Annotated in this window: 24 protein-coding genes; 18 read left to right on the top strand and 6 right to left on the bottom strand. The window is 59.1% G+C overall.

The features are described 5' to 3' along the window. Positions 1 to 39 precede the first annotated feature (39 nt). Positions 40 to 249, bottom strand: a complete 210-nt coding sequence (locus tag HZB23_14965) for a cold-shock protein (GenBank protein MBI5845959.1) — start codon at positions 247 to 249, stop codon at positions 40 to 42. A 363-nt stretch (positions 250 to 612) separates the two neighbouring features. After that, entirely contained in the window at positions 613 to 1,053 is a 441-nt protein-coding gene (locus HZB23_14970; protein MBI5845960.1) for a hypothetical protein, read from the bottom strand. A 194-nt stretch (positions 1,054 to 1,247) separates the two neighbouring features. On the opposite strand from HZB23_14970, the gene HZB23_14975 reads away from it, so the two are divergent. From HZB23_14975 to HZB23_15015, 9 genes are all read left to right on the top strand, one after another. Beyond that, positions 1,248 to 2,549 (top strand): phenylacetate--CoA ligase, encoded by a 1,302-nt coding sequence (locus HZB23_14975; protein MBI5845961.1) that lies wholly within the window; start codon positions 1,248 to 1,250, stop codon positions 2,547 to 2,549. A 274-nt stretch (positions 2,550 to 2,823) separates the two neighbouring features. After that, positions 2,824 to 3,255, top strand: coding sequence for an ACT domain-containing protein (locus HZB23_14980; GenBank protein ID MBI5845962.1), 432 nt, complete (start codon positions 2,824 to 2,826; stop codon positions 3,253 to 3,255). Between the two features lie 26 nt (positions 3,256 to 3,281). Next, positions 3,282 to 4,442 carry an ABC transporter substrate-binding protein gene (locus tag HZB23_14985; protein ID MBI5845963.1) on the top strand — a complete coding sequence of 387 codons (1,161 nt, stop codon included), beginning with the start codon at positions 3,282 to 3,284 and terminating at the stop codon, positions 4,440 to 4,442. A gap of 181 nt (positions 4,443 to 4,623) precedes the next feature. After that, entirely contained in the window at positions 4,624 to 5,508 is an 885-nt protein-coding gene (locus tag HZB23_14990; GenBank protein MBI5845964.1) for a branched-chain amino acid ABC transporter permease, read from the top strand. A 30-nt stretch (positions 5,509 to 5,538) separates the two neighbouring features. Then, positions 5,539 to 6,510 carry a branched-chain amino acid ABC transporter permease gene (locus HZB23_14995; GenBank protein MBI5845965.1) on the top strand — a complete coding sequence of 324 codons (972 nt, stop codon included), beginning with the start codon at positions 5,539 to 5,541 and terminating at the stop codon, positions 6,508 to 6,510. After that, positions 6,464 to 7,246 (top strand): ABC transporter ATP-binding protein, encoded by a 783-nt coding sequence (locus HZB23_15000; GenBank protein MBI5845966.1) that lies wholly within the window; start codon positions 6,464 to 6,466, stop codon positions 7,244 to 7,246. Before HZB23_14995 ends, HZB23_15000 begins: the two co-directional genes overlap by 47 nt. A gap of 1 nt (position 7,247) precedes the next feature. After that, positions 7,248 to 7,991: an ABC transporter ATP-binding protein gene (locus HZB23_15005; protein ID MBI5845967.1), complete on the top strand. Its 744-nt coding sequence runs from the start codon at positions 7,248 to 7,250 to the stop codon at positions 7,989 to 7,991. A 314-nt stretch (positions 7,992 to 8,305) separates the two neighbouring features. Further along, on the top strand, positions 8,306 to 9,601 hold the full coding sequence (locus tag HZB23_15010; GenBank protein MBI5845968.1) for an AMP-binding protein: 1,296 nt from the start codon (positions 8,306 to 8,308) through the stop codon (positions 9,599 to 9,601). Positions 9,602 to 9,745: 144 nt separating this feature from the next. Then, complete coding sequence (locus tag HZB23_15015; protein ID MBI5845969.1) at positions 9,746 to 10,177, top strand: ACT domain-containing protein; 432 nt, start codon at positions 9,746 to 9,748, stop codon at positions 10,175 to 10,177. 46 nt (positions 10,178 to 10,223) lie between these two features. On the opposite strand, the gene HZB23_15020 is transcribed toward HZB23_15015, so the two are convergent. Continuing rightward, on the bottom strand, positions 10,224 to 11,396 hold the full coding sequence (locus tag HZB23_15020) for a DNA polymerase IV (protein ID MBI5845970.1): 1,173 nt from the start codon (positions 11,394 to 11,396) through the stop codon (positions 10,224 to 10,226). A gap of 105 nt (positions 11,397 to 11,501) precedes the next feature. Here HZB23_15020 and HZB23_15025 point away from each other — a divergent pair, with 105 nt between their 5' ends. The 5 genes from HZB23_15025 (at position 11,502) to HZB23_15045 (ending at position 14,464) form a co-directional block, all read left to right on the top strand. Next, positions 11,502 to 12,419: an NAD-dependent epimerase/dehydratase family protein gene (locus HZB23_15025; protein ID MBI5845971.1), complete on the top strand. Its 918-nt coding sequence runs from the start codon at positions 11,502 to 11,504 to the stop codon at positions 12,417 to 12,419. A 100-nt stretch (positions 12,420 to 12,519) separates the two neighbouring features. Continuing rightward, the gene (locus HZB23_15030; GenBank protein ID MBI5845972.1) at positions 12,520 to 12,816 is read left to right on the top strand and encodes a helix-turn-helix transcriptional regulator; all 297 of its coding nucleotides are present in this window, start codon (positions 12,520 to 12,522) and stop codon (positions 12,814 to 12,816) included. Then, positions 12,813 to 13,001, top strand: coding sequence for a hypothetical protein (locus tag HZB23_15035; GenBank protein MBI5845973.1), 189 nt, complete (start codon positions 12,813 to 12,815; stop codon positions 12,999 to 13,001). The genes HZB23_15030 and HZB23_15035 overlap by 4 nt, the downstream gene beginning before the upstream one ends. Then, positions 12,998 to 14,137: a hypothetical protein gene (locus tag HZB23_15040; protein ID MBI5845974.1), complete on the top strand. Its 1,140-nt coding sequence runs from the start codon at positions 12,998 to 13,000 to the stop codon at positions 14,135 to 14,137. Before HZB23_15035 ends, HZB23_15040 begins: the two co-directional genes overlap by 4 nt. A gap of 21 nt (positions 14,138 to 14,158) precedes the next feature. Continuing rightward, entirely contained in the window at positions 14,159 to 14,464 is a 306-nt protein-coding gene (locus HZB23_15045; GenBank protein MBI5845975.1) for a ferredoxin family protein, read from the top strand. A 13-nt stretch (positions 14,465 to 14,477) separates the two neighbouring features. Here the strand turns inward: HZB23_15045 and HZB23_15050 are convergent, their stop codons facing one another. The 3 genes from HZB23_15050 to HZB23_15060 form a co-directional block, all read right to left on the bottom strand. Continuing rightward, positions 14,478 to 14,750 carry a TMEM165/GDT1 family protein gene (locus tag HZB23_15050; GenBank protein ID MBI5845976.1) on the bottom strand — a complete coding sequence of 91 codons (273 nt, stop codon included), beginning with the start codon at positions 14,748 to 14,750 and terminating at the stop codon, positions 14,478 to 14,480. A gap of 166 nt (positions 14,751 to 14,916) precedes the next feature. Beyond that, positions 14,917 to 16,023 (bottom strand): alanine racemase, encoded by a 1,107-nt coding sequence (gene alr / locus HZB23_15055; GenBank protein ID MBI5845977.1) that lies wholly within the window; start codon positions 16,021 to 16,023, stop codon positions 14,917 to 14,919. Positions 16,024 to 16,138: 115 nt separating this feature from the next. Further along, entirely contained in the window at positions 16,139 to 16,294 is a 156-nt protein-coding gene (locus tag HZB23_15060) for a hypothetical protein (protein ID MBI5845978.1), read from the bottom strand. A gap of 164 nt (positions 16,295 to 16,458) precedes the next feature. On the opposite strand from HZB23_15060, the gene folD reads away from it, so the two are divergent. The 4 genes from folD to HZB23_15080 all read left to right on the top strand — a co-directional run bounded on the left by folD (position 16,459) and on the right by HZB23_15080 (position 20,186). Then, positions 16,459 to 17,370 carry a bifunctional methylenetetrahydrofolate dehydrogenase/methenyltetrahydrofolate cyclohydrolase FolD gene (gene folD, locus HZB23_15065; protein ID MBI5845979.1) on the top strand — a complete coding sequence of 304 codons (912 nt, stop codon included), beginning with the start codon at positions 16,459 to 16,461 and terminating at the stop codon, positions 17,368 to 17,370. 211 nt (positions 17,371 to 17,581) lie between these two features. After that, positions 17,582 to 17,956 carry a phosphoribosyl-AMP cyclohydrolase gene (gene hisI / locus HZB23_15070; GenBank protein MBI5845980.1) on the top strand — a complete coding sequence of 125 codons (375 nt, stop codon included), beginning with the start codon at positions 17,582 to 17,584 and terminating at the stop codon, positions 17,954 to 17,956. Next, complete coding sequence (locus HZB23_15075) at positions 17,953 to 18,867, top strand: ATP phosphoribosyltransferase (protein ID MBI5845981.1); 915 nt, start codon at positions 17,953 to 17,955, stop codon at positions 18,865 to 18,867. The genes hisI and HZB23_15075 overlap by 4 nt, the downstream gene beginning before the upstream one ends. 167 nt (positions 18,868 to 19,034) lie before the next feature. Continuing rightward, on the top strand, positions 19,035 to 20,186 hold the full coding sequence (locus HZB23_15080; GenBank protein ID MBI5845982.1) for a pyridoxal phosphate-dependent aminotransferase: 1,152 nt from the start codon (positions 19,035 to 19,037) through the stop codon (positions 20,184 to 20,186). Positions 20,187 to 20,338: the final 152 nt, after the last annotated feature.

The raw sequence follows: 20,338 nt of genomic DNA on the forward strand, positions 1-20,338 counted from the left end.
TAAAGCCCGTTCCGCTCCCCCGTCCCGTCCCGGCCCGTACTAGGCCGCTGTTACGTTTTCAGCCTTCAAGCCTTTTTCGCCCTGGACCACGGTGAACTCCACCTTCTGGCCTTCGGCCAGGGTACGGAAGCCCGCGCCGCTGATGGAGCGGTAGTGTACGAACACGTCGCCGCCGTTGTCCCTCTGAATGAAGCCAAAGCCTTTGGATTCGTTGAACCACTTCACCGTGCCGGTTTCACGCTCTGCCATTTAAATAACTCCCTCTCAAGTGATGATAAAAAGGCCGCCCGACTCCGATTTCTTCGGACAGGCGACCGGACAAACAACTGTTGTATCCGCCCCTCGCGCAAAAACGCGCGGGGATGTATTTGAAGTCCGCTCATGAAAAACTGGCGCTACGACCGACAAGGCATTTCATCCGGGGATGTCAAGACGGTGTTCATAGTCGAGGCGGGCACCATGCGGCGACAATAAGGGGAACAAGCATCCAGCTTGAATTATTTCGGCACACTGTAGACTTCGATTTTTGTGAAGTCAACATTTTTTTTGTCAAAAAATGACAAGCACCTGAAAATTTTGGATACAATCAAAGGTTGCTACAACATATGGGCGTTAGAGACCGAACAAGCTCAACAAATTGGTGTCGAAATGCCCCACCGCCTGCTTTATGGCCGGGTGAAAATGACGGGGCCCTGAAATTGCGGCTTCGCGGGGCGAAAGCCGCAACATGTTGCGGTGGAAACGCCCGATCAAAATCATCCCCGGCGTCCCGAAAAGCCTTCCCGGATCAGGGCGTACCAGTAAAAATCTGTTGACACGGTTTGTATCCCTTGTTAACCAGAACGAATCCATAACAAGCGCCTTTTGAACCGGCGGCCCGGTCGCCGGAAGCCAAAACGGCAGCCTGTTACGCCCGGTCGTCCGGCAATCATAAAAATACAAGGCCACAAAACTTATGGCGTTTCTTTCAATACCATTCGTCTTTACCGGGTCCGCCTGCTGAAAAAGCCGCCAGACCGGCTTTCCCGATCCTTTAGGGCCGGTCTCCTTCATCCTTGCGACGAAACGGCAGCGGGCGGACGAAACCGGTCCGATACCGCGCCCTGTTTTCGGCCACGATCCAACGGGTCGACCGAAAAGTCCGCGCCATTTATCCATGTTTCGCCAGATAAAAGTCAGCCCGGAAGTTCGTTCGTCCACGTCAGGCGAAGCGCTTTCGTATGTAATCAAAAGGAGAAAAAAGTCCCATGATCTTCAACATGGAGTTTGAAACCCTGCCCCGCGAGGCCCTGGCCGCCATCCAGCTCCGCAGGCTGATCGGCGTGGCCGAACGGGTTTACGCCACCGTGCCCTTTTATCGCAAGAAGTTCACCGAGGCGGGAGTCAGGCCCTCGGACATAAAGAGCCTCGCCGACCTGTCCCGGCTTCCCTTCACCTATAAGCAGGACCTTAGGGACAACTACCCCTTCGGCATGTTCGCCGTGCCCATGGACAACGTGGTGCGCATCCACGCCTCCTCCGGCACCACCGGAAAGCCCACAGTGGTGGGCTACACGGCCCGCGACATTTCCACCTGGAGCGAACTCATGGCCCGCAGCCTTTCGGCGGGCGGGGCCACCCGCGACGACATAATCCACAACGCCTACGGCTACGGCCTCTTCACCGGCGGCCTTGGGGTGCATTACGGAGCCGAGCGCCTGGGAGCCTCGGTGATCCCCATCTCAGGCGGAAACACCCGCCGCCAGATAATGATAATGAAGGATTTCGGCCCCACCATCCTCACCTGCACGCCCTCCTACGCCCTGCACCTTGCCGAGGCCGCAGAGGAGATGGGGGTCGATTTCGAGAGCCTGAAATTCAAGAGCGGCATCTTCGGGGCCGAGCCCTGGAGCGAGCAGATGCGGGAGGAGATCGAAAAGAAGCTCTACCTTTCGGCTCTCGACATCTACGGTCTTTCCGAGGTCATAGGCCCAGGCGTGGCCATAGAGTGCCTGGAGGAGAAAAAGGGCCTGCACATCTTCGAGGACCACTTCATAGCCGAGATCATAAACCCGGACACGGGCGAAGTGCTGCCCCCCGGCGAGACCGGCGAGCTGGTCTTCACCACCATCACCAAGGAAGCCTTTCCCATAATCCGGTACCGCACCCGCGACATCACGTCCTTGAATTACGCCCCCTGCAAGTGCGGGCGAACCATGGTGCGCATGAAAAAGGTTTCGGGCCGCACCGACGACATGCTCATAATTCGCGGCGTGAACGTCTTCCCCAGCCAGATCGAGTCGGTCCTGATGGAAATGACCGAGGTCAGCCCCCACTACCAGTTGGTGGTGGACCGCGAAGGCACCCTGGACACCCTCACCGTTATGGTGGAGGTGAACGAGGCGTCCTTCTCCGACGAGGTGAAGACCCTCCAGAGCCTGGAGGCCCGCATCACCAAGAATATACGGGAAACCCTGGCCGTGGCCGTCAAGGTGAAGCTGGTGGAGCCAAAAACCATAGCGCGCAGTGAAGGCAAGGCGCAGCGGGTTATTGACAACAGGAAACGCTAGCGGCCGTCCAAAAGCGCGAACTGCTGTGTAAGCGAATGCGGGCCGTGTCGGGATGTACCGTGTGTACTATCCCTCCCCGGCCCACCCTCGCTTCCTTGCATTTCATCGCTTTTGATCGGCCTTGTGCGGAGGGCGGGGAACAGATTGGTCCGGGGTTCTTCGGCAGCAGGCGTAGGTTGGGTGGTTCTGCACGAAGTGCAGGTTCGCCCAACACTTTTGAATCATTTATCAGCTTGAAGCAGGATGCCTTTTTTGAGCCTGTAAAGGAGAAAAAATGCACGCACAGCAGATCAGCGTATTCATAGAGAACAAGGCCGGGCGGCTGGCCGAGGTGACCCGCATCCTTTCGGAGGCTGGCATCAACATAAGGGCCTTAGCCCTTGCCGACACGTCCGATTTCGGGATTTTGCGGCTAATCGTGAACGACAACGACGGGGCCGAGGAGGCCCTTAAGCTAAGCGGCTTCACCGTGCGCAAGACGCGGGTTCTCGCGGTGGAGGTGCCGGACCGTCCGGGCGGGCTTCATGAGATTCTGGCCCGGCTGAACGATTCTGGAATCAACGTGGAGTATATGTACGCGTTCGTGCGTCAGTCCTCGGAGAACGCCATCATGATTTTCCGTTTCGACGATCCTGACGCGGCTGTTACCGTCCTGACCGAGAAAGGGTTCTCGGTCGTTCCGGGCGAAAAGCTGTACACGCTGTAACACCAATTCATAATGGGAGGGCAGTCATGTCGAGCATTAGGTCAAAAGCCGGAATCGTCGCGTTGTGCCTTCTGTCGGCTGTTGTGCTGATGGCTGGCGCAGCCTTTGGAGCGGACAAGCCGGTGCTGAAAATCGGCGGCGTTTTCACAGTAACGGGCCCGCAGTCCATGCTGGGCGACCCAGAAAAGAAAAGCATGGAGCTTTTCGTGGAGATGATCAACAAGAAGGGCGGCATCGACGGCCAGATGCTGGAAGCCGTAATTTACGATGACGAGGGCGATCCGGCCAAGGCCGTCTCCTACACCCAGCGCCTCATCAACATGGACAAGGTCGTGGCCATCGTGGGGCCCAGCCTCACCCCCACCACCATGCCCCTGATCGGCATCGCCAATGCGGCGGGCGTTCCCCTCATAAGCTGCGCGGCGGGCAACAAGATCACCCTTCCTCCCACGTCCTTCGTGTTCAAGACCGCCCAGAGCGACATACTGGCCGTGGCCACCATCTATCGCCAACTGAAGGCCAAAAAGATTAAGAAGGTTGCCCTTCTTTGCGTGGACACCAGCTTCGGCCAGAGCGGACGCGAGCAGTTGAAGGCCCAGGCGGCCCAGTTCGGAATCACCATAGTTGCCGACGAGCTTTACGGCGACAAGGACACCGACATGAGCGCCCAGCTCACCAAGATGCGCCAGCTCGCCCCCCAGGCCATCGTATGCTGGGGCACCAATCCGGGGCCCGCCGCCATCGCCAAGAACGCCAAGGATCTTAAGCTTGGCATCCCCCTCTACATGAGCCACGGCGTGGCCTCCCCCAAGTTCATCGAGCTCGCGGGCGCTGCCGCCGAGGGAATAATGCTGCCCACCGGCAAGCTGCCCGTGGCGGCCCTGCTGGCTGCGAAAGACCCGCAGAAGGCCTCCCTGGACGCCTACGCCAAGGCCTACACCGGCAAATACGCCGCGCCTCCCTCCCCCTTCGGAGGCTATGCCTGGGACTCCATGATGATTCTTGAAAAGGCGCTCAAGGGCACCAAGGGCGACAAGGCCAAGATCCGCGCCAACATCGAAAAGGTCAAGAAGCTGCGCGGCGTTTCCGGCACCTTCACCTTCACCCCCCAGGACCACAACGGCCTGGGCGCTGACGCCTTCACCATGGTGGTGATAAAGGACGGCAAGTTCGCCATCATGAAGTAGGGCGAATTCACATTTTTTGAACCCCGGCAAGCCGGGAAGGGCGCGGACCTCGTGTTTCGCCGCCCTCCCGGCTTGTTGGCGGTATAAGGGGCTTTACAAGAGGCCCTGTTTGTGGTTCATCCTGCTGACGTTTGTATGATTCGCCGTTTTTGAGCCTGTCTACGACCGAAAGATTTGGGACATGCGGGAGTTTTTGCAATACCTCTTCACCGGGACCACCAACGGGGCCATCTACGCGGTAATAGCCCTGGGCTACTCCACCCTTTTCGCGTCCACAAAGCTCATCAATTTCGCCCACGGCGAATTCGTGATGCTTGGGGCCATGATAATGGTGACCTTTATGGGCCTTGGCGCATCCATCCATCTGCCATGGCCCCTGGCCCTTGTGGCCGCCGCCGCCGCCGGGGCCCTCCTGGGGGTGGTTTTCGAGCGGGGGGCCATACGCACGGTCCGCAAGGACGACCCCATAGTGCTGGTCATCATCACCGTTGGCGCAAGCATCATGTTCAGAAGCCTCGCCATGCTGGTCTGGGGCAAGGACCCGGCCACGGTTCCGCCCTTCACCGAGGCCGAACCACTGGAAATAGCCGGGGCCTTTTTGAACGTCCAGAGCCTGTGGATAGTGGGGATAGTGATATTCCTGGTTTTCTGGCTGCATCTTTTTTACGTGAAAACCCTGACCGGCAAGGCCATGAAGGCGGCCTCCATAAACAAGAAGGCCGCCTCGCTTCTGGGCATACCCACAAGGAAGATGGTGCTTCTCTCCTTCGCCCTTTCAGGGGGCCTTGGGGGGCTTGCCGGGGCCATAATAGCGCCCATAACCATGAACACCTGCGATATGGGAACCATGCTGGGCCTGAAGGGCTTTTCGGCGGCCATGCTGGGCGGTATTGGCGGGTTCCGGGGCGCGGTGGCGGGCGGGTTCATTCTGGGCATAGCCGAAAGCCTGGGCGTGGGCTACATCTCGTCCTCCATGAAGGACGCCTTCGCCTTTCTCCTGCTTCTGCTCATTCTGTACGTGAGGCCGGAAGGGCTTTTGGGGGAAAAGAGCGTTCATCGGTTCTGAAAAGACAGGGCCTTAGGCCGCCTGGAAAATATGAAAAAATCCATAAAATCGAATCTTTCCTACCTGGTCTTTTTCACGGTGGTGGCATCCCTTGGCATGGGCCTCACCAACCCCTATTATTTCCAGGTTCTCACCTTCATCGGCATCAACACCCTTTTGGCAGTGGGCCTCAACATGCTCATGGGCTACGCCGGGCAGATCAGCCTGGGCCACGCCGCCTTTTTCGGCATCGGGGCCTACGCGTCGGGCATTTTGAACGCCCACTACGGCTGGTCCCCCTGGCTTTCCGGCCCTGCCGCCCTTGTCCTGGCCGGGGTGGTGGCCTATCTGGTGGGGCTTCCCACCTTGAAGCTCACGGGCTATTACCTTGCCATGGGAACCCTTGGCTTCGGCATGATCGTGAACGTGGTCTTGAACAACTGGAGCGCGGTTACCGGCGGCTCCTCCGGCCTTTACGGGATGCAGGCCCTTTCCATCGGGTCCGTTTCCCTTACCCAGGACAGAAACGGCTTCCTTTTCATCTGGTTCATAGTGATAGCCGCCTTTTTTTTCTGCTCAAGGATAGTGAACTCCCGCATCGGGCGAGCCTTGAGGGCCATCCACTATTCCGAAAAGGCCGCCATGAGCGTTGGGGTGGACACCGCCAGGGTAAAACTCCAGATTTTCGTTCTAAGCGCAGTGCTGGCGGCCCTTGCGGGCTTTTTCTACGCCCACAGCGTGATGTTCATAAGCCCCGGCTCCTTCTCCTTCCTGGTTTCCGTAAGGCTTGTGGCAATGGTGGTCATAGGGGGCATGGCAAGCATCTGGGGCGCGCTTTTGGGCGCGGGCCTTCTCACCCTTCTGCCGGAGCTTCTCCACGCGGTGGCGGAATACGAGATGGCGGTTTACGGCTTCATCCTTATAGTGGTCATGATCTTTTTTCCCGAAGGACTGGTCCGGGGGATTATCTCAGTTTATGAGCGTGCAAGAGACATCAGGAAAAGACCCGATTCTTTCGATTGAAAAGGTATCCAAGGCCTTCGGCGGCGTGCAGGCGGTGCGGGACGTGTCCTTTTCCGTGGCGCCCCTAAGCATCCAGGCCGTCATCGGCCCCAACGGGGCGGGCAAGACCACCCTTTTCAACCTCATCACCGGGGTATTCACCCCGGATTCCGGCGGCATCTTCTTCAGGGGCCGCCCGCTTTCCGGGGTGGCCGTGCATAAGAGGGTGGAGATGGGCATAGCCCGCACCTTTCAGAACGTGGAGCTCTTTTCCGGCATGAGCGTCCTGGAAAACGTGCTGGTTGGCCGCCACACCCGGACGAAAACGGGCTTTCTGGGAGCTGCGGCCCACACGAGGCGGGTTAAGGCCGAGGAGACGGCGGCCTTTGAAAAGGCCAGGGCGCTTCTTGATTTCGTGGGCCTTTCCCGCGTTGCTGAAAAACGGGCCGGGGACCTTCCCTTCGGCTGGCAGCGCATGGCTGAAATCGCCCGCGCCCTTGCGTCCGACCCCGCCGTCATCCTTCTGGACGAGCCTGCTGCGGGCCTTAACGCCTCGGAAACCGGGGAACTGGCCGCTCTCATAAGAAGGATACGCGACACGGGCGTCACGGTGATTCTGGTGGAGCACGACATGAGCCTCACCATGGAGGTTTCCGACCAGATAGCGGTTCTGGACCAGGGGGCGCTTCTGGCCTTCGGCGCGCCGCGCCAGATTCAGGCGAACAAAGAGGTTATCGCCGCTTACTTAGGGACTTGAGATGCTGGCAATACGAAATCTGACTTGCCATTACGGCGGAATACGGGCCCTTTCCGGGGTGAGCCTGTCCGTGGACGAGGGCGAGATGGTGGCCCTCATAGGGGCCAACGGCGCGGGGAAAACCACCCTCTTGTCGGCCATCTGCGGCCTTATCCCAAAATTTTCCGGCGAAATGGATTTTTGCGGCGAAAGCATCAGGGGCCTTTCCACCCAGAAGATCACGGCATCGGGGATCAGCATGGTGCCGGAGGGACGCCTCATCTTCCCCTCCCTCACCGTCAAGGACCATCTCACCCTTGGGGCCTATCTGCGGCATCGCAAGAAGGACCGCTTTGGGATAGAGACCGACATCAAAAAGATTTACGAGCTTTTTCCGGTGCTGGAGGACAGGAGAAAGCAGTCGGCAGGAACACTTTCGGGCGGTGAGCAGCAGATGCTGGCCATAGGCCGGGCATTGATGGCAAGGCCGAAACTTCTGTTGCTGGACGAGCCCTCCATGGGCCTTGCCCCCCTTGTGGTGCGGATGATTTTTTCGACACTGAAACAGCTTAAAAGCGAGGGCCTCACCATAATGCTGGTGGAACAGAACGCCCAGGCTGCCCTATCCCTTGCCGATCGGGGCTACGTGCTGGAAACCGGCCTTCTGGTCCTCACCGGCCCGGCCCGGAGGCTCCTTGCCGACGAAGAGGTCAAGAGGGCCTATCTGGGCAAGGACTACTCGGCCTTCACCGAAGGCCGCGCTTAACGCCTGTCCAAAAACGCGAATTGCTGCGTCATGCGGCGCGTCGCGTACTTTTAGTACGCGTCCTTCCCGCCAACCTTAGCACTTCATCGTTTTTGATCAGGCTTAACGCCGCACCTTTTGGAATGGTTTTTAGTGGTATCAACTGTAGGTTGGGTGGTTCTGCGCGCAGCGCAGGTTCACCCAACATTTTTAATTCATGGAGAATTGTTGGGTGAACTTGGGGCCTTGCGGCCCGGAACCACCCAACCTACCAAAGGTCTTGCAATTGGCTTGAAAAATATTCTTTTTCTTTGATCAGGAATTGGACCATCGCCATGACCGCCTCCGCAATCCGAGAGGATGAACTCGTAAGCGCAGCAGCCCGCGAACAGCGGCAACTGGAGCTTTTGCAGGCCACCCTGAACCGGGCCGTGAAATCGGTGAGGCTTTACCAGGAAAAGCTGGCCGTGGAGGGCAGCGAGCCGGGCCGGGTGAAATCCCTGGAGGACCTTGCGAAGCTCCCCTTCACCCGGAGGGAGGATTTTTCCGAGCACTACCCCTACGGCATGTTCGCGGCACCTTTGCGCGACATCGTGCGCATCCACACCGCGCCGGGCACCGGCCTTGCCCCCACCGTGACCGGCTACACCAGAAATGACCTCTTCACCTGGAGGGAAATCCTCTCCCGCGCGCTCCATGCGGCGGGCGTCAACGAGACCGACGTTTTCCAGATATGCTTCGATTCCGGCCTCGCCAACTGGGGCCGCGACTACAAGGACGGGGCCGAGGACCTTGGCGCGTCGGTGATTCCGCTCACCTCCCTGTCCCTGGAAAAACAGCGCATGGTGCTTTCGGACTACCGCACCACGGTCCTTGTCACAAGCCCGTCTTTGGCGGACAAGCTCGCGGCGAAACTCGCCAGCGCGGGCGCGGCCAACGCCTCCCTGGCCTTAAAGACCCTCATCCTGGCGGGCGAGCCGGTCTCGGCCCGGATGCGCGAAAACCTGGAAAACGCCTTTTCCGCCACGGCCTGGGTCCATTACGGGCTTTCCGAGGCCCCCGGTCCCGCAGTGGCCTTCGAGTGCCACGCCCACGAGGGCCTGCACGTCTCAGAGGATCATTTCTACCCGGAGATCGTGGACCCCGAAACCGGAAGGCCCCTGGAAGCTGGCAAGCCCGGCGAGCTGGTGCTCACCACCCTCACCGCCAGGGCCTTCCCGCTCATCCGGTTCAGGACCGGCGACCGGGCGAAATTCATCACCGAAACCTGCCCCTGCGGGCGCACCTTCCGGCGCATATCCTGGCTATTCGAGCGCACCGACGACGCCCGGCTCATTCGCGGGGTCAAGGTCTCCGAAAGCCAGATAATGGCCCACGCCAAAAAGGCCCTGGGCCAGGAGCCGTCGGACTACCGCTTAAGGCCCGGCAATCGGGACGAACCCTTCGGGCTCGAGCTTTCCATCCCTGTGGACGACACGCTTTTTTCCGATGAAATAAAGGTTCTGGAGCGCCACGCCAAAAGCCTGGAAGCGGCCCTCAACCAGGAGTTGGGAATCCCGGTCAAGGTGAGGCTCACAGAGAGGATGGCCAAGGCGGGCGAGGGCGGCAGATGGATAAATGAAAACCCATAGGATTTTTTTGAGCCCGTAAAATTTCGGCTTGCCCGAAAGCGCCCGGTTCGGGTATTGCGTCGCCGGGTTTTATAGGTTATATTTCCGGTATTCCAAACTTTCCATGATACAAAAGCAGTTGCGCAATCGACAAAGAGGTGAGCCATGCACGTTGAGCAGATATCCATCTTCCTGGAAAACAAGGCGGGCCGCCTGGCCGAGGTTGGCCGCATCCTGGCGGACGCGGGCGTCAACATAAGGGCCCTGTCCCTGGCCGACACCTCCGACTTCGGGGTCCTGCGCCTCATCGTCAGCAACAACCCGGCGGCAAGGAGCGCTCTGCGCAAGAACGGCTTCACCGTGCGCCTTTCCCAGGTGACCGCGGTGCGCGTGGAAGACAGGCCGGGCGGGCTTCTGGCGGTGCTGGACGTTCTGAACGACGCGGAAATAAACATCGAATACATGTACGCCTACGCCAACCCCACGGGCGGCACCGCCATAATGATCTTCCGCCTGGAGCCCCTTGATAAGGCCACGGAAGTCCTTACGGAAAAGGGCTTCACTCTCCTTTCCGGGGAGGACCTTTCAGTGCTTTGAGCCGGGCCTGAAAACAGCCGGAACGGAACTTGCGCATCCTGCGCAATCACTCGTCCTTCAACAGGGCTGCCGGTTTGACGGCATCCTCCCCGAAGCGGTCCCACAGGGCGTCAACGGCCCTGTTGAGCCGCTTTCGTTTTTCCGGGTCAAAGGCGTCGAAAAGGGATTCCTGGAAAGGCGCGCCAGGGGCGCAAAGGCCCGAAACCGAGACCCCAAGGAGCCGCACAGGGTCATGGCCCAGCCGGGTCTTTTGGGCAAGGGGCAGGCAGGCGGCGTAGAGAGTTCCTGCGTCGTCGGTGGGGGATGAAAGGGTGTGGCTCCTTGTGACGCTTGTGAAATCGCCGTAGCGGACCTTCAGGGTGACGGTGCGGCCCGCGACTCCCCTTTTGCGCAGTCGGCGGGCGGTCTTTCGGCAAAGGGCCAGGATCATGCGGAGGGCCTCCTCCCGGTCCGAAATGTCTCTGTCGAAGGTGATTTCCCGCCCGATGGACTTGGCCGCTTCGGGCGGTTCAACGGTTCGCACGTCAATCCCCCTTGAAAAATCGAAGACGATCTCCCCAAGTTTTCCAAGGTTTCTTATAAGGACCTCCCTGGGAAGCGCTCTTGCCTCGCCCACGGTGCGCACACCCAGTGTAAGGAGCTTTTTCTGCGCCAAAGGCCCAACCCCCCAAAGGCGGCCCACGGGCAGGGGAGCCAGAAAGGCCTCCGCCTCTTCGGGAGGCACCACCAAAAGGCCGTCGGGCTTGGCCATGTCGGACGCGATTTTCGCCACGAGCTTGGTGGAGGAAACCCCGGCAGAGCCCGCAAGGTGAAGCTCCGAGCGCAGCGCGGCCCTGATTTTCCGCGCAATTTCGCTTCCGTCGCCGAAAAGCCTTCTGGACCGGGTGACGTCTATGAAGGCCTCGTCCAGGGAAAGGGGCTCCACCAGGGGCGAAAACCTTCGGAAAACGGCCATCACCGCGCGGGAGACCTCGATGTAGCGCTCCATCCGCACCGGAAGGACAACGGCATGGGGGCACGCGCGAAGGGCCGCCCCAACAGGCATGGCGCTTTTCACCCCGAAGCGGCGGGCTTCGTAGGAGGCGGCGGACACCACCGAGCGCGGGCCGCCGCCCCCCACGATCACCGGAAGGCCAAAAAGTTCGGGCCGGTCCAGGATTTCCACCGAGGCGTAAAAGGCGTCCATGTCAACGTGGATTATTGCGGGCGCACGGTCCATCGGTTCGATCCAAAAAAGATAATGGTTGCCTGCAAAGCTCCCTGCCTTTATAACTGAGCCATATTAACACATTCCGACCTTTTTCCGGCAAGGGGAGCCTGTCCCATGAAAAAAGTGGCGGTTATAGGGGGAAGCTATTTTTTGGGCCGGGTTTTCGTGGAGGAGGCGCTGAAGGCTGGCGGCCTGGACATCACAGTAATCAATCGCGGGCACCGCCCCTTGAACATGCCGGGCGTAACCGAAAAAGTCTGCGACAGAAACGACGCCCAAGCCCTCAAAGCGGCCCTTGCCGCCGACACCTGGGACTGCGTGGTGGATTTCTGCGCCTATCACCAAAGCGCCATAAAGAGCCTGTTCGCGGCCCTTCCGCCGGAGGGCGCGGGCCGGTACGTTTTCATCTCCACGGTCTCGGTCTACGCCCCCACAAGGGTGCTTCCGGTGACCGAGAACGCCCCCCTTCTTTCCGCTCCCCTGCCGCTTCCGGGGCCTGCGGCCACCTACGGCTACGACAAGCGCCTGGCCGAGCACGCAGTTATCGGGCAGGGCATTCTGAAAAAAATCCCCTATACCATTCTTCGCCCGGTGGTTGTTTTCGGGCGCTACAACTACGCGCCACGGGAGAGCTATTTTTTCGACCTGGTTGAAAATGGCCAGGCCGTCACCATCCCCAAGGGCGACATGGCTCTTTTCCAGTTCGTATACGTGGCCGACGTGGCCCGCGCCGTCATCCAAAGCCTTGAAAGCGAAAAGGCGGCGGATGCCGTCTATAACCTTGCTGCCCCCGAACTCATCTCATACGGGCGGCTGGCGGACGTCCTGGAACAGGCCATGGAGCGCAAGATAGAGACCCAGGTAATGCCGGTTTCCAAGATCGAGGCCGAGCGCATCCCGCTTCCCTTTCCCCTTTCCGAGCACTGGATTCACTCCGGGGAAAAGATCGTGCGGGAGCTCCAGTTTTCCTACACCCCGCTGGTGGCCGCCATGAAGGAAACCTACAGGGATTATCGCAAGGACCTCAGGTAACAGCCCGATTCGCCGCCGTAATATTTCCCGCAAAGATTTTCCTTGACGTCGGCCTTCTCTATCGTTTATCGTAGATTTACGATGAAGGAGGGCAAGCCCCGTGAAGAAGATTTTCGATCCCGAAAGATTCGCAAGCCTGTGCAAGGCCCTGGCCCACCCGGCAAGGGTGAGGATTCTGGCCCATCTTCTGGCCGAGGACAGGTGTTTCTGCGGCGAGATAGTGAAAATCCTGCCACTTGCCCAGTCAACGGTGAGCCAGCACTTGAAGGCCCTGAAGGAGGCCGGGCTGGTTGGCGGCGAGGTGGAGGGTCTTTGCAACTGCTACTGCGTGGATAAAACGGTGCTGAAAGAGTTTCTGAAGTTGGCTGAGGAACTAATGAAAGGAAAAATCGAATGAAGACCATGAACACATCCTGCTGCAGCGAAATCTCCAAAAACTGGCCCAAGGCCCAAGCAGTCATCGGCAAGCATTTGAAGGCCATGAAGGAAGCCGGGTTCAGCGCCTGCGATGTTAAGGGGCTTTGCGCCTGCCGCTGCGCCGACAAAAAGGCGGACGACCCCGAAAAGGGAAAAGGCGAATGAAGATAATTGACCTTTCAAGCGGCCGGATTCAGTCGGAGTCCGGCCCCGACGTCTCCTGCGGGTGCGGAGGCGCGCCGCCGCCGAAAATAGGCAAGCCTATCCCCGGCTACAGCCTTTGCGGGTTTGTTGAGGGATTTACGGAAACCCCGGCGGGGCCGGTTCCAAGGGTTAAAACGCGGCTTTCCCCCAAGGACTGGGCGGGCGCGGCATTGGCCAGGCTTGGGCCGGGGCGGCAGGATTACAAGGTATCCCCCGGCCTTTACTCGGTGGGCGGGGCCGGGCCGGACTCGCCGGTTTTCGTGACGGCCAACTACAAACTCACCTTTGACGCCTTAAGGAAGGAGCTTTCCGGGATTTCGGCCTGGATTCTGGTTTTGGACACCGATGGAGTCAACGTCTGGTGCGCCGCAGGAAAGGGCACCTTTTCCACGGGGGAGGTCTGCCGAAGGGTCGCGGAATCCGGCCTTGCCGCCGTGGTGAGCCACCGGGAGCTGATTCTTCCCCAGCTTGGAGCGCCTGGGGTCTCGGCCAGGGAGGTGAAAAAGGGTTGCGGATTTTCGGTGTCCTGGGGGCCGGTAAGGGCTTCCGACATCAGGGCCTATATCGAAAACGGAAAAAAGGCCGGACCCGGAATGAGAAGCATCGATTTTCCCCTTCTGCGGCGGCTGGTGCTGATACCCGTGGAGGTCTCCCTCCTGGCGCGCCCCACGGCGGTGATCTTCGTTTCCGCCCTCCTGCTCTCGGCCATAGGCGCGGGTTTCGGCGCTTCCCTTGGCCGGGGCCTCACGCTTTTTTACGCCTACGCCCTTGCGGTACTGGCGGGCGCGGTGGCTGTTCCGGCCCTGTTGCCGGTGATTCCGGGCCGGGCCTTTTCGGTGAAGGGCGCGATCACGGGAGCCGTCGCCGGCCTTTTCGCCGCCCTTTTCTGGCGCAGCCGGATGATCTTTCCGGAAATGCTGGCCGTGCTGGCCCTGGCCACGGTTCTGTCGTCCTATCTTGCCATGAATTTCACCGGGGCCACGCCCATCACGAGCCCCACAGGGGTTGAAAGGGAGATGCGGAAGGCCATACCATTCCAGGCGGCGGGCTTGGCGATTTCGCTTGGGCTGTGGGTTACTGCGGGATTTTTGAGATAGGAAAAGCGAGGGAGATTAACTATGAAAGCAATACGTTACATCAACGGCGCCAGCACCGTCGCCTTGAACCAAGACGCCTGCGTGGGCTGCGGGGCCTGCACCGAGGTCTGCCCCCACGGGGTTTTCGCCTTGGCGGAAAAAAAGGCCGTGTTCGCCGACCGTGACGCCTGCATCGAGTGCGGGGCCTGCGCAAGAAACTGCCCCACCGAAGCCATAAGCGTAACTCCGGGGGTGGGCTGCGCAGCCTACATAATTAGCGGATGGATCAAGGGGCCGGAAAACGCCTCGTGCGGATGTTCGGGCTCATCCGGCGGGTGCTGCTGCTGACAGCCGGTGATCGTCACAACTTGTCGAAATAGATAAGAATTCCTATCACGATAAAGCCGACCGCCGCGATTTTTTTGATGAGAGCAGGTTCGACGTGCTGGGACAGGAACGAGGCGAAAAGAACCCCCACGGCGCTCACCGCCACCAGGGCCAGGGACGCGCCCAGAAAGACGGTCCAGGGCTTTCCCGTCTTGGACGCCATGAGGATGCAGGCAAGCTGGGTCTTGTCGCCCATCTCGGCGATAAAGAGAGTGGCGAAGGTGGTGGCGAAAATCTTCCAGTCCATTGCTTCTCCTGTACGCCCGCCTAAAAACGCGAACTGCTGTGTCAGGCATCGCAGAAAAGTCGGTCACGTACAAAAGAGTACGCTCCCTCCTTTTCTGCTCGCCTTCCTTGCATTTCATCGTTTTTATTCGGGCTGCATCGCGCGTGTTGTAACAAGCTGACAAGCGCTATTGGTCCTTATAAATTCTGGGCACGCGTTTTCCCACTCCGCAGGTGAGTTCGTACGTGATGGTTCCTATGGTCTGGCTGACTTCCAGCAGGCTAATCGAGCCCTGGTCCGAATCTCCCCACAAAAGGGCAGTATCGCCCACTTTCGCGTCAAGCCCCGTCACGTCCGCCATTATCTGGTCCATGGTGACCCTGCCCACTATGGGACATTTTTGTCCCCTTATGAGAACATGGCAGCGGTTGCCCATGCGCCGGTCTACTCCGTCGGCGTAACCAGCCGCAATTACGGCTATTTTTGAAGGACGTGGCGTGACCCAGGTTGAGCCGTAGCTGACCGGCGTGTTTGCTGGCAGATTGCGCACGTGGGCCACGGCGGCTTTTAGGCTCATCACCTGATGCGCCGGAAGGGTGCGGGCGACTTCCCCTGACGGATAATGGCCGTAGAGGAAGATGCCGGTGCGAACCGCCGAAAACCGGGCTTCCGGCAGGGCCAGCACGCCGCCGGAGTTCGACATGTGAATCATGGGGTGGCGGATTCCCGCGCCAGACGCTTCGGAGACAGCCGCCCGGAAGCGTTCCATCTGAATCCGGGCAAAGGTGAGGTCGGCCTCGTCCGCGCTTGCGAAATGGGAGTAAAGCCCCTCGATTTCCAACGCACGCGAACCCGCCAGCCTTCTGAAGAAATCCGGCCCGTTTTCGCTCAAAAGCCCCACCCGGCCCATGCCGGTGTCGATCTTGGCGTGGACCTTTACGGGCGAGCCGCAGCCCTCCCGCTCTATCCACTCGATATCTTCCGCCCCGAAAACCGTGACCCGGAAACCGTTTTTCGCAGCCTCTTTAATCTGGCCCGGAAAGAGCCTGCCGAAGATCAGGACGGGAGCGTCAATACCGGCTTCCCGAAGTTCCTGCGCTTCGGCGAGCCTTGCCACGGCGAAAAAATCGAAGCCGTGCTTTATCAGATGCCCGGTTACGGCCACGGCCCCGTGTCCGTAGGCGTCGGCCTTCACCACGCAGATCACCCGCGACGGTGCCACAAGGTCCCGCACCGCCACTGCGTTTTTGGCGAGGTTGTCGAGATTGATTTCAGCTATGGTGGATGCCTGCATTTTCCGCCGCTTTCGGGTTTTCGCGTTACGGGAGCCGATGATTGCCGCTTATTGCGCCATTGTGCGGATTTATCACACAAGAGCGTTTTTTCCAACGGCCGATTTCCCGCGCCCGTCAAAATGCCTTGACGGGGCGGGCGATCTGTTCCATAAATAACCGTTTTTTTGCGGCGGGGATGACCGCCGCCAATTGTCCGAAAAGGCCGGGACGCGTTTTCCGGCCTTTAGGGGCTGTTTCCAAAAAAACTTTTGCATTCGGTTGCGCCTTCATCCCCTCCGACTGTGTTGCGCTCCTTGCGGAATACGTTAAGTATTCCTCAGTCGCGCGCCTTATCGGCGGGGCGAAATCGCAACCTCGGTGCCACAAATTTTTTTTGGAAACAACCCCTACCATATCCGCAAAAATTTGCGGAAAAACACGAAAGGAAACGCCACATGTCCGCAAAGCTCATCAAGGGAAGCGAAATCCGCGAGGAAATCCTGGCCGAAATCAAGCAGGAAGTTGAAGCGATCAAGGCAAAGTACGGCAAGGTTCCGGGGCTCGTCACCATACTCGTTGGCGAAAACCCGGCCTCCATCTCCTACGTCACGCTTAAAATCCAGACCGCCCATCGGCTTGGTTTCCACGAAATCCAGGACACCCAGCCGGTCGATCTTTCGGAAGAAGCCCTGTTGGCCCTTATCGACAAGTACAACAAGGATGACAATATCAACGGCATCCTGGTCCAGCTTCCGCTTCCCAAGCACATAAACGAGAAGAAGGTGCTGACGGCCATCGATCCCGACAAGGACGTGGACGGCTTCCACCCGGTCAACGTGGGCCGCCTCATGATCGGCGGAAGCGAAGTGAAGTTCCCCCCCTGCACGCCTGCCGGCATCCAGGAACTCATCGTGCGCTCAGGAGCCGAAACCAAGGGCGCTGAAGTTGTCGTCGTGGGCCGCTCCAACATCGTCGGGAAACCCATCGCGGTCATGATGATGCAAAAGGGCAAGGGCGCGAACTCCACCGTAACGGTTGTCCATACCGGCACCAAAGACCTCGCCGGCCACTGCCTCCGCGCCGACATCCTCATCGTGGCGGCGGGCGTACCCGGCCTTGTGAAGCCCGAATGGATCAAGCCCGGCGCATGTGTCATCGACGTGGGCGTCAACCGCGTGGGCGAAAAAATCTCCGAGAAGACCGGCAAGGCCGTGCCCATACTTCGCGGCGACGTGGATTTCGAAGCGGCCAAGGAAATCGCCGGTTCCATCACCCCCGTGCCCGGCGGCGTGGGCCCCATGACCATCACCATGCTCATGGCCAATACTCTCAAATCCCTCAAATTCAAATTGGGGCTGCCGGTTTAGGCGGCTGTCCACAAGCGCGATCCGCTGTGTCAGGCGGGTTCGGTCGGGTCGTCATGTACGAAAAGTACTATTCCTCCCCGCCCGAATCCGCCTTCCTTGCGGCTCATCGCTTGTGACCGGCCTTGAGGAGCGATAAGAAAATTCAACGGAGGGGGTTCGGTTTTCATGCCGGAACCCCTCTCGTTACTTGAAGCGAGGTTCAAAAATCGAAATGGAACTCAAATTCGACAAGATGGGCGGGCTGATTCCGGCCATAGCCCAGGACGCGGAGACCGGCGAGGTTCTGATGCTGGCCTTCATGAACCGCGAGGCTTGGGAAAAGACCCTGGAAACGGGAATCGCCACCTACTGGAGCCGCAGCAGGAACAAGCTGTGGATAAAGGGCGAAACCAGCGGCAACGTGCAGATAGTAAAAGAAATCCGCATTGACTGCGACGACGATACCGTGCTTATGAAGGTGATCCAAAAGGGCGGGGCCGCCTGCCACACCGGGCACAAGTCCTGTTTCCATAAAAAAATTGAAAACGGAAAAGTTGTAATAGTGGGCGAACCGGTTTTTGACCCGAAGAAAGTGTACGGAAAATGAACAAGTTAAAGCTCGGCATCCCCAAGGGAAGCCTTCAGGACGCCACCCTGGCCCTTTTCAAGCGGGCGGGCTGGCGCATAAGCGTCGGAAACCGCAGCTATTTCCCGGAAATTGACGACGCGGACATAGACTGCGCCATCTGCCGGGCCCAGGAAATGAGCCGCTACGTGGAAAACGGAGTCCTTGACGCGGGCCTCACCGGCAAGGACTGGATCGCCGAAAACGAGAGCGACATCCACGTGGTTTGCGACCTTGTTTACAGCAAGGTCAGCTCAAGGCCCGCCCGATGGGTTCTGGCGGTTGCCCACGACTCGCCGGTGAAAACCCCCGAAGACCTTGCCGGGAAAAAAATCGCCACCGAGCTCATGGGCTTCACGAAGCGCTGGTTCGCCGAGCAGAACATACCGGTTGACGTGGAGTTCTCCTGGGGGGCCACCGAGGCCAAGGTGGTCTCGGGCCTTGCCGACGCCATAGTTGAAGTCACCGAGACCGAGAGCACCATCCGGGCGCATTCCCTTCGGGTCATAAAGGAGCTGATGCAGACCAACACCCGCCTCATCGCCAATCACAAGGCCTGGGCGGACCCGGTTAAACGCAAGAAACTGGAGCAGATAGCCACGCTCCTTTCGGGGGCGCTCCGGGCCGAGAAGCTCGTGGGCCTTAAAATGAACGTTTTGGGCAAAGATCTGAAAACCGTGGTGGATTTACTCCCAAGCCTCAAAGCGCCGACGGTGTCGAGGCTCTGGACGCCCGAGGGGATCTTCTCCACCGCCCAGGAAGTGGACGAACCGGAACGCTGGTTTTCCGTGGAAACCGTGGTGGACATCCACGTCGTACGCGACCTTGTTCCGAAGCTTCTCGAAAACGGCGCTGAAGGCATTATCGAGTATTCGCTTAATAAAGTGATTTAGTGCGGGCCGGGATTTTCCTGGGAGCGCGGGCGTCCCGCCCGCTCTTGCCGCCCAATGCGGGCGGGACGCCCGCGCTCCCAGGAGACAAGGCCCCTCGCCGCTTTGGTTAATTCGAAAGACAGGTTCAAAGAATCAAAAGCTGTGTGTTAGCGGGAAGGATAAAAATCATGGATAAGGCGCTGGTCTCCAAAAGGGTTTCCGATATAACCCCCTTCATAGTCATGGAGGTCCTTGAACGGGCCAAGGCCATGGAGCGCGAGGGCGTTCACGTTATCCACCTTGAGGTGGGCGAGCCCGACTTCGACACCCCGGAAGTGATCGTTGAGGCGGGAATCAGGGCCTTGAAGGACGGCCACACCCACTACACCCACAGCCTTGGGATGATCGAGCTTCGGGAGGCCATCTGCGATCACTATAAGAAGACCTACGGCGTAACCGTGAGCCCCGACCGGGTGGTGGTGACCTGCGGGTCGTCCCCGGCCATCTTCATGGCCTTCGCGGCCCTTCTTTCCCCGGGCGACGAGGTGATTATCTCCGACCCCCACTATGCCTGCTACCCCAACTTCATCCGGTTCGCGGGCGGCGTGCCGGTTAGGGTTCCGGTATCCGAGGACGACGCCTTCCAGCTTACGCCCTCCGCAATCGCGGAAAAGATAACGGACAGGACAAAGGTCATCTTCATAAACAGCCCCTCGAACCCCACGGGCACCCTTCTCTCAGCCGAAAGAATGAAGGAAATCGCGGGACTTGGGCCCATGGTGGTGTCGGATGAAATTTACCACGGCCTGGTGTACGAGGGAAAGGAACACTCCATCCTGGAGTTCACGGACAACGCCTTCGTTTTAAACGGTTTTTCCAAGGCCTACGCCATGACCGGCTGGCGGCTGGGCTACCTCATCGCGCCTGCGCCTTTCATAAGGCCCCTTCAGAAGCTCCATCAGAATTTTTTCATCTCCGCCAACGCCATGGCCCAGGTGGCGGGAATCACGGCGCTGAAACAGGCTGATGACGACGTTATGCGCATGAGGGCCATCTACGACGAGCGCCGCAGGTTTATGATCCGCCGCCTGCGTGAGATTGGCTTTTCCATCGCCTGCGAGCCCACCGGCGCTTTTTACGTTTTCGCCAACGCGAAGATGTTCGGGGCCGACTCCTACCGGCTCGCCTTCGACATACTGGAAAACGCCCACGTGGGAGTGACCCCCGGCATCGACTTCGGCCCGGGCGGCGAGGGCTTTCTGCGCTTCAGTTACGCCAACAGCCTGGACAACATAGCGGAGGGGCTTTTGCGGCTGGAGAAGTATCTGAAGGCGGGTTGACAGGCCGCTTTGTGTGTATTATTTTTAGTCAATTCGATTTACCTATATACTATACGATTTACCTATATACTATACGATTTGCCTTTGGTAAGGAAATTGGGATGATACGCAATTTTTACGAGGCAGCCAATTCAAAAAGCTGCTTCAATGCA

The sequence above is a fragment of the Deltaproteobacteria bacterium genome, from assembly GCA_016235345.1.
Lineage (GTDB): Bacteria > Desulfobacterota > Desulfobacteria > Desulfobacterales > Desulfatibacillaceae > JACRLG01.

Bases quoted from the DNA above. Each gene is read 5' to 3' on its own strand.
- HZB23_14965 (MBI5845959.1), bottom strand. From the start codon at position 249: ATGGCAGAGCGTGAAACCGGCACGGTGAAGTGGTTCAACGAATCCAAA.
- HZB23_14970 (MBI5845960.1), bottom strand. From the start codon at position 1,053: ATGAAGGAGACCGGCCCTAAAGGATCGGGAAAGCCGGTCTGGCGGCTT.
- HZB23_14975 (MBI5845961.1), top strand. From the start codon at position 1,248: ATGATCTTCAACATGGAGTTTGAAACCCTGCCCCGCGAGGCCCTGGCC.
- HZB23_14980 (MBI5845962.1), top strand. From the start codon at position 2,824: ATGCACGCACAGCAGATCAGCGTATTCATAGAGAACAAGGCCGGGCGG.
- HZB23_14985 (MBI5845963.1), top strand. From the start codon at position 3,282: ATGTCGAGCATTAGGTCAAAAGCCGGAATCGTCGCGTTGTGCCTTCTG.
- HZB23_14990 (MBI5845964.1), top strand. From the start codon at position 4,624: ATGCGGGAGTTTTTGCAATACCTCTTCACCGGGACCACCAACGGGGCC.
- HZB23_14995 (MBI5845965.1), top strand. From the start codon at position 5,539: ATGAAAAAATCCATAAAATCGAATCTTTCCTACCTGGTCTTTTTCACG.
- HZB23_15000 (MBI5845966.1), top strand. From the start codon at position 6,464: ATGAGCGTGCAAGAGACATCAGGAAAAGACCCGATTCTTTCGATTGAA.
- HZB23_15005 (MBI5845967.1), top strand. From the start codon at position 7,248: ATGCTGGCAATACGAAATCTGACTTGCCATTACGGCGGAATACGGGCC.
- HZB23_15010 (MBI5845968.1), top strand. From the start codon at position 8,306: ATGACCGCCTCCGCAATCCGAGAGGATGAACTCGTAAGCGCAGCAGCC.
- HZB23_15015 (MBI5845969.1), top strand. From the start codon at position 9,746: ATGCACGTTGAGCAGATATCCATCTTCCTGGAAAACAAGGCGGGCCGC.
- HZB23_15020 (MBI5845970.1), bottom strand. From the start codon at position 11,396: ATGGACCGTGCGCCCGCAATAATCCACGTTGACATGGACGCCTTTTAC.
- HZB23_15025 (MBI5845971.1), top strand. From the start codon at position 11,502: ATGAAAAAAGTGGCGGTTATAGGGGGAAGCTATTTTTTGGGCCGGGTT.
- HZB23_15035 (MBI5845973.1), top strand. From the start codon at position 12,813: ATGAAGACCATGAACACATCCTGCTGCAGCGAAATCTCCAAAAACTGG.
- HZB23_15040 (MBI5845974.1), top strand. From the start codon at position 12,998: ATGAAGATAATTGACCTTTCAAGCGGCCGGATTCAGTCGGAGTCCGGC.
- HZB23_15045 (MBI5845975.1), top strand. From the start codon at position 14,159: ATGAAAGCAATACGTTACATCAACGGCGCCAGCACCGTCGCCTTGAAC.
- HZB23_15050 (MBI5845976.1), bottom strand. From the start codon at position 14,750: ATGGACTGGAAGATTTTCGCCACCACCTTCGCCACTCTCTTTATCGCC.
- alr (MBI5845977.1), bottom strand. From the start codon at position 16,023: ATGCAGGCATCCACCATAGCTGAAATCAATCTCGACAACCTCGCCAAA.
- HZB23_15060 (MBI5845978.1), bottom strand. From the start codon at position 16,294: ATGAAGGCGCAACCGAATGCAAAAGTTTTTTTGGAAACAGCCCCTAAA.
- folD (MBI5845979.1), top strand. From the start codon at position 16,459: ATGTCCGCAAAGCTCATCAAGGGAAGCGAAATCCGCGAGGAAATCCTG.
- hisI (MBI5845980.1), top strand. From the start codon at position 17,582: ATGGAACTCAAATTCGACAAGATGGGCGGGCTGATTCCGGCCATAGCC.
- HZB23_15075 (MBI5845981.1), top strand. From the start codon at position 17,953: ATGAACAAGTTAAAGCTCGGCATCCCCAAGGGAAGCCTTCAGGACGCC.
- HZB23_15080 (MBI5845982.1), top strand. From the start codon at position 19,035: ATGGATAAGGCGCTGGTCTCCAAAAGGGTTTCCGATATAACCCCCTTC.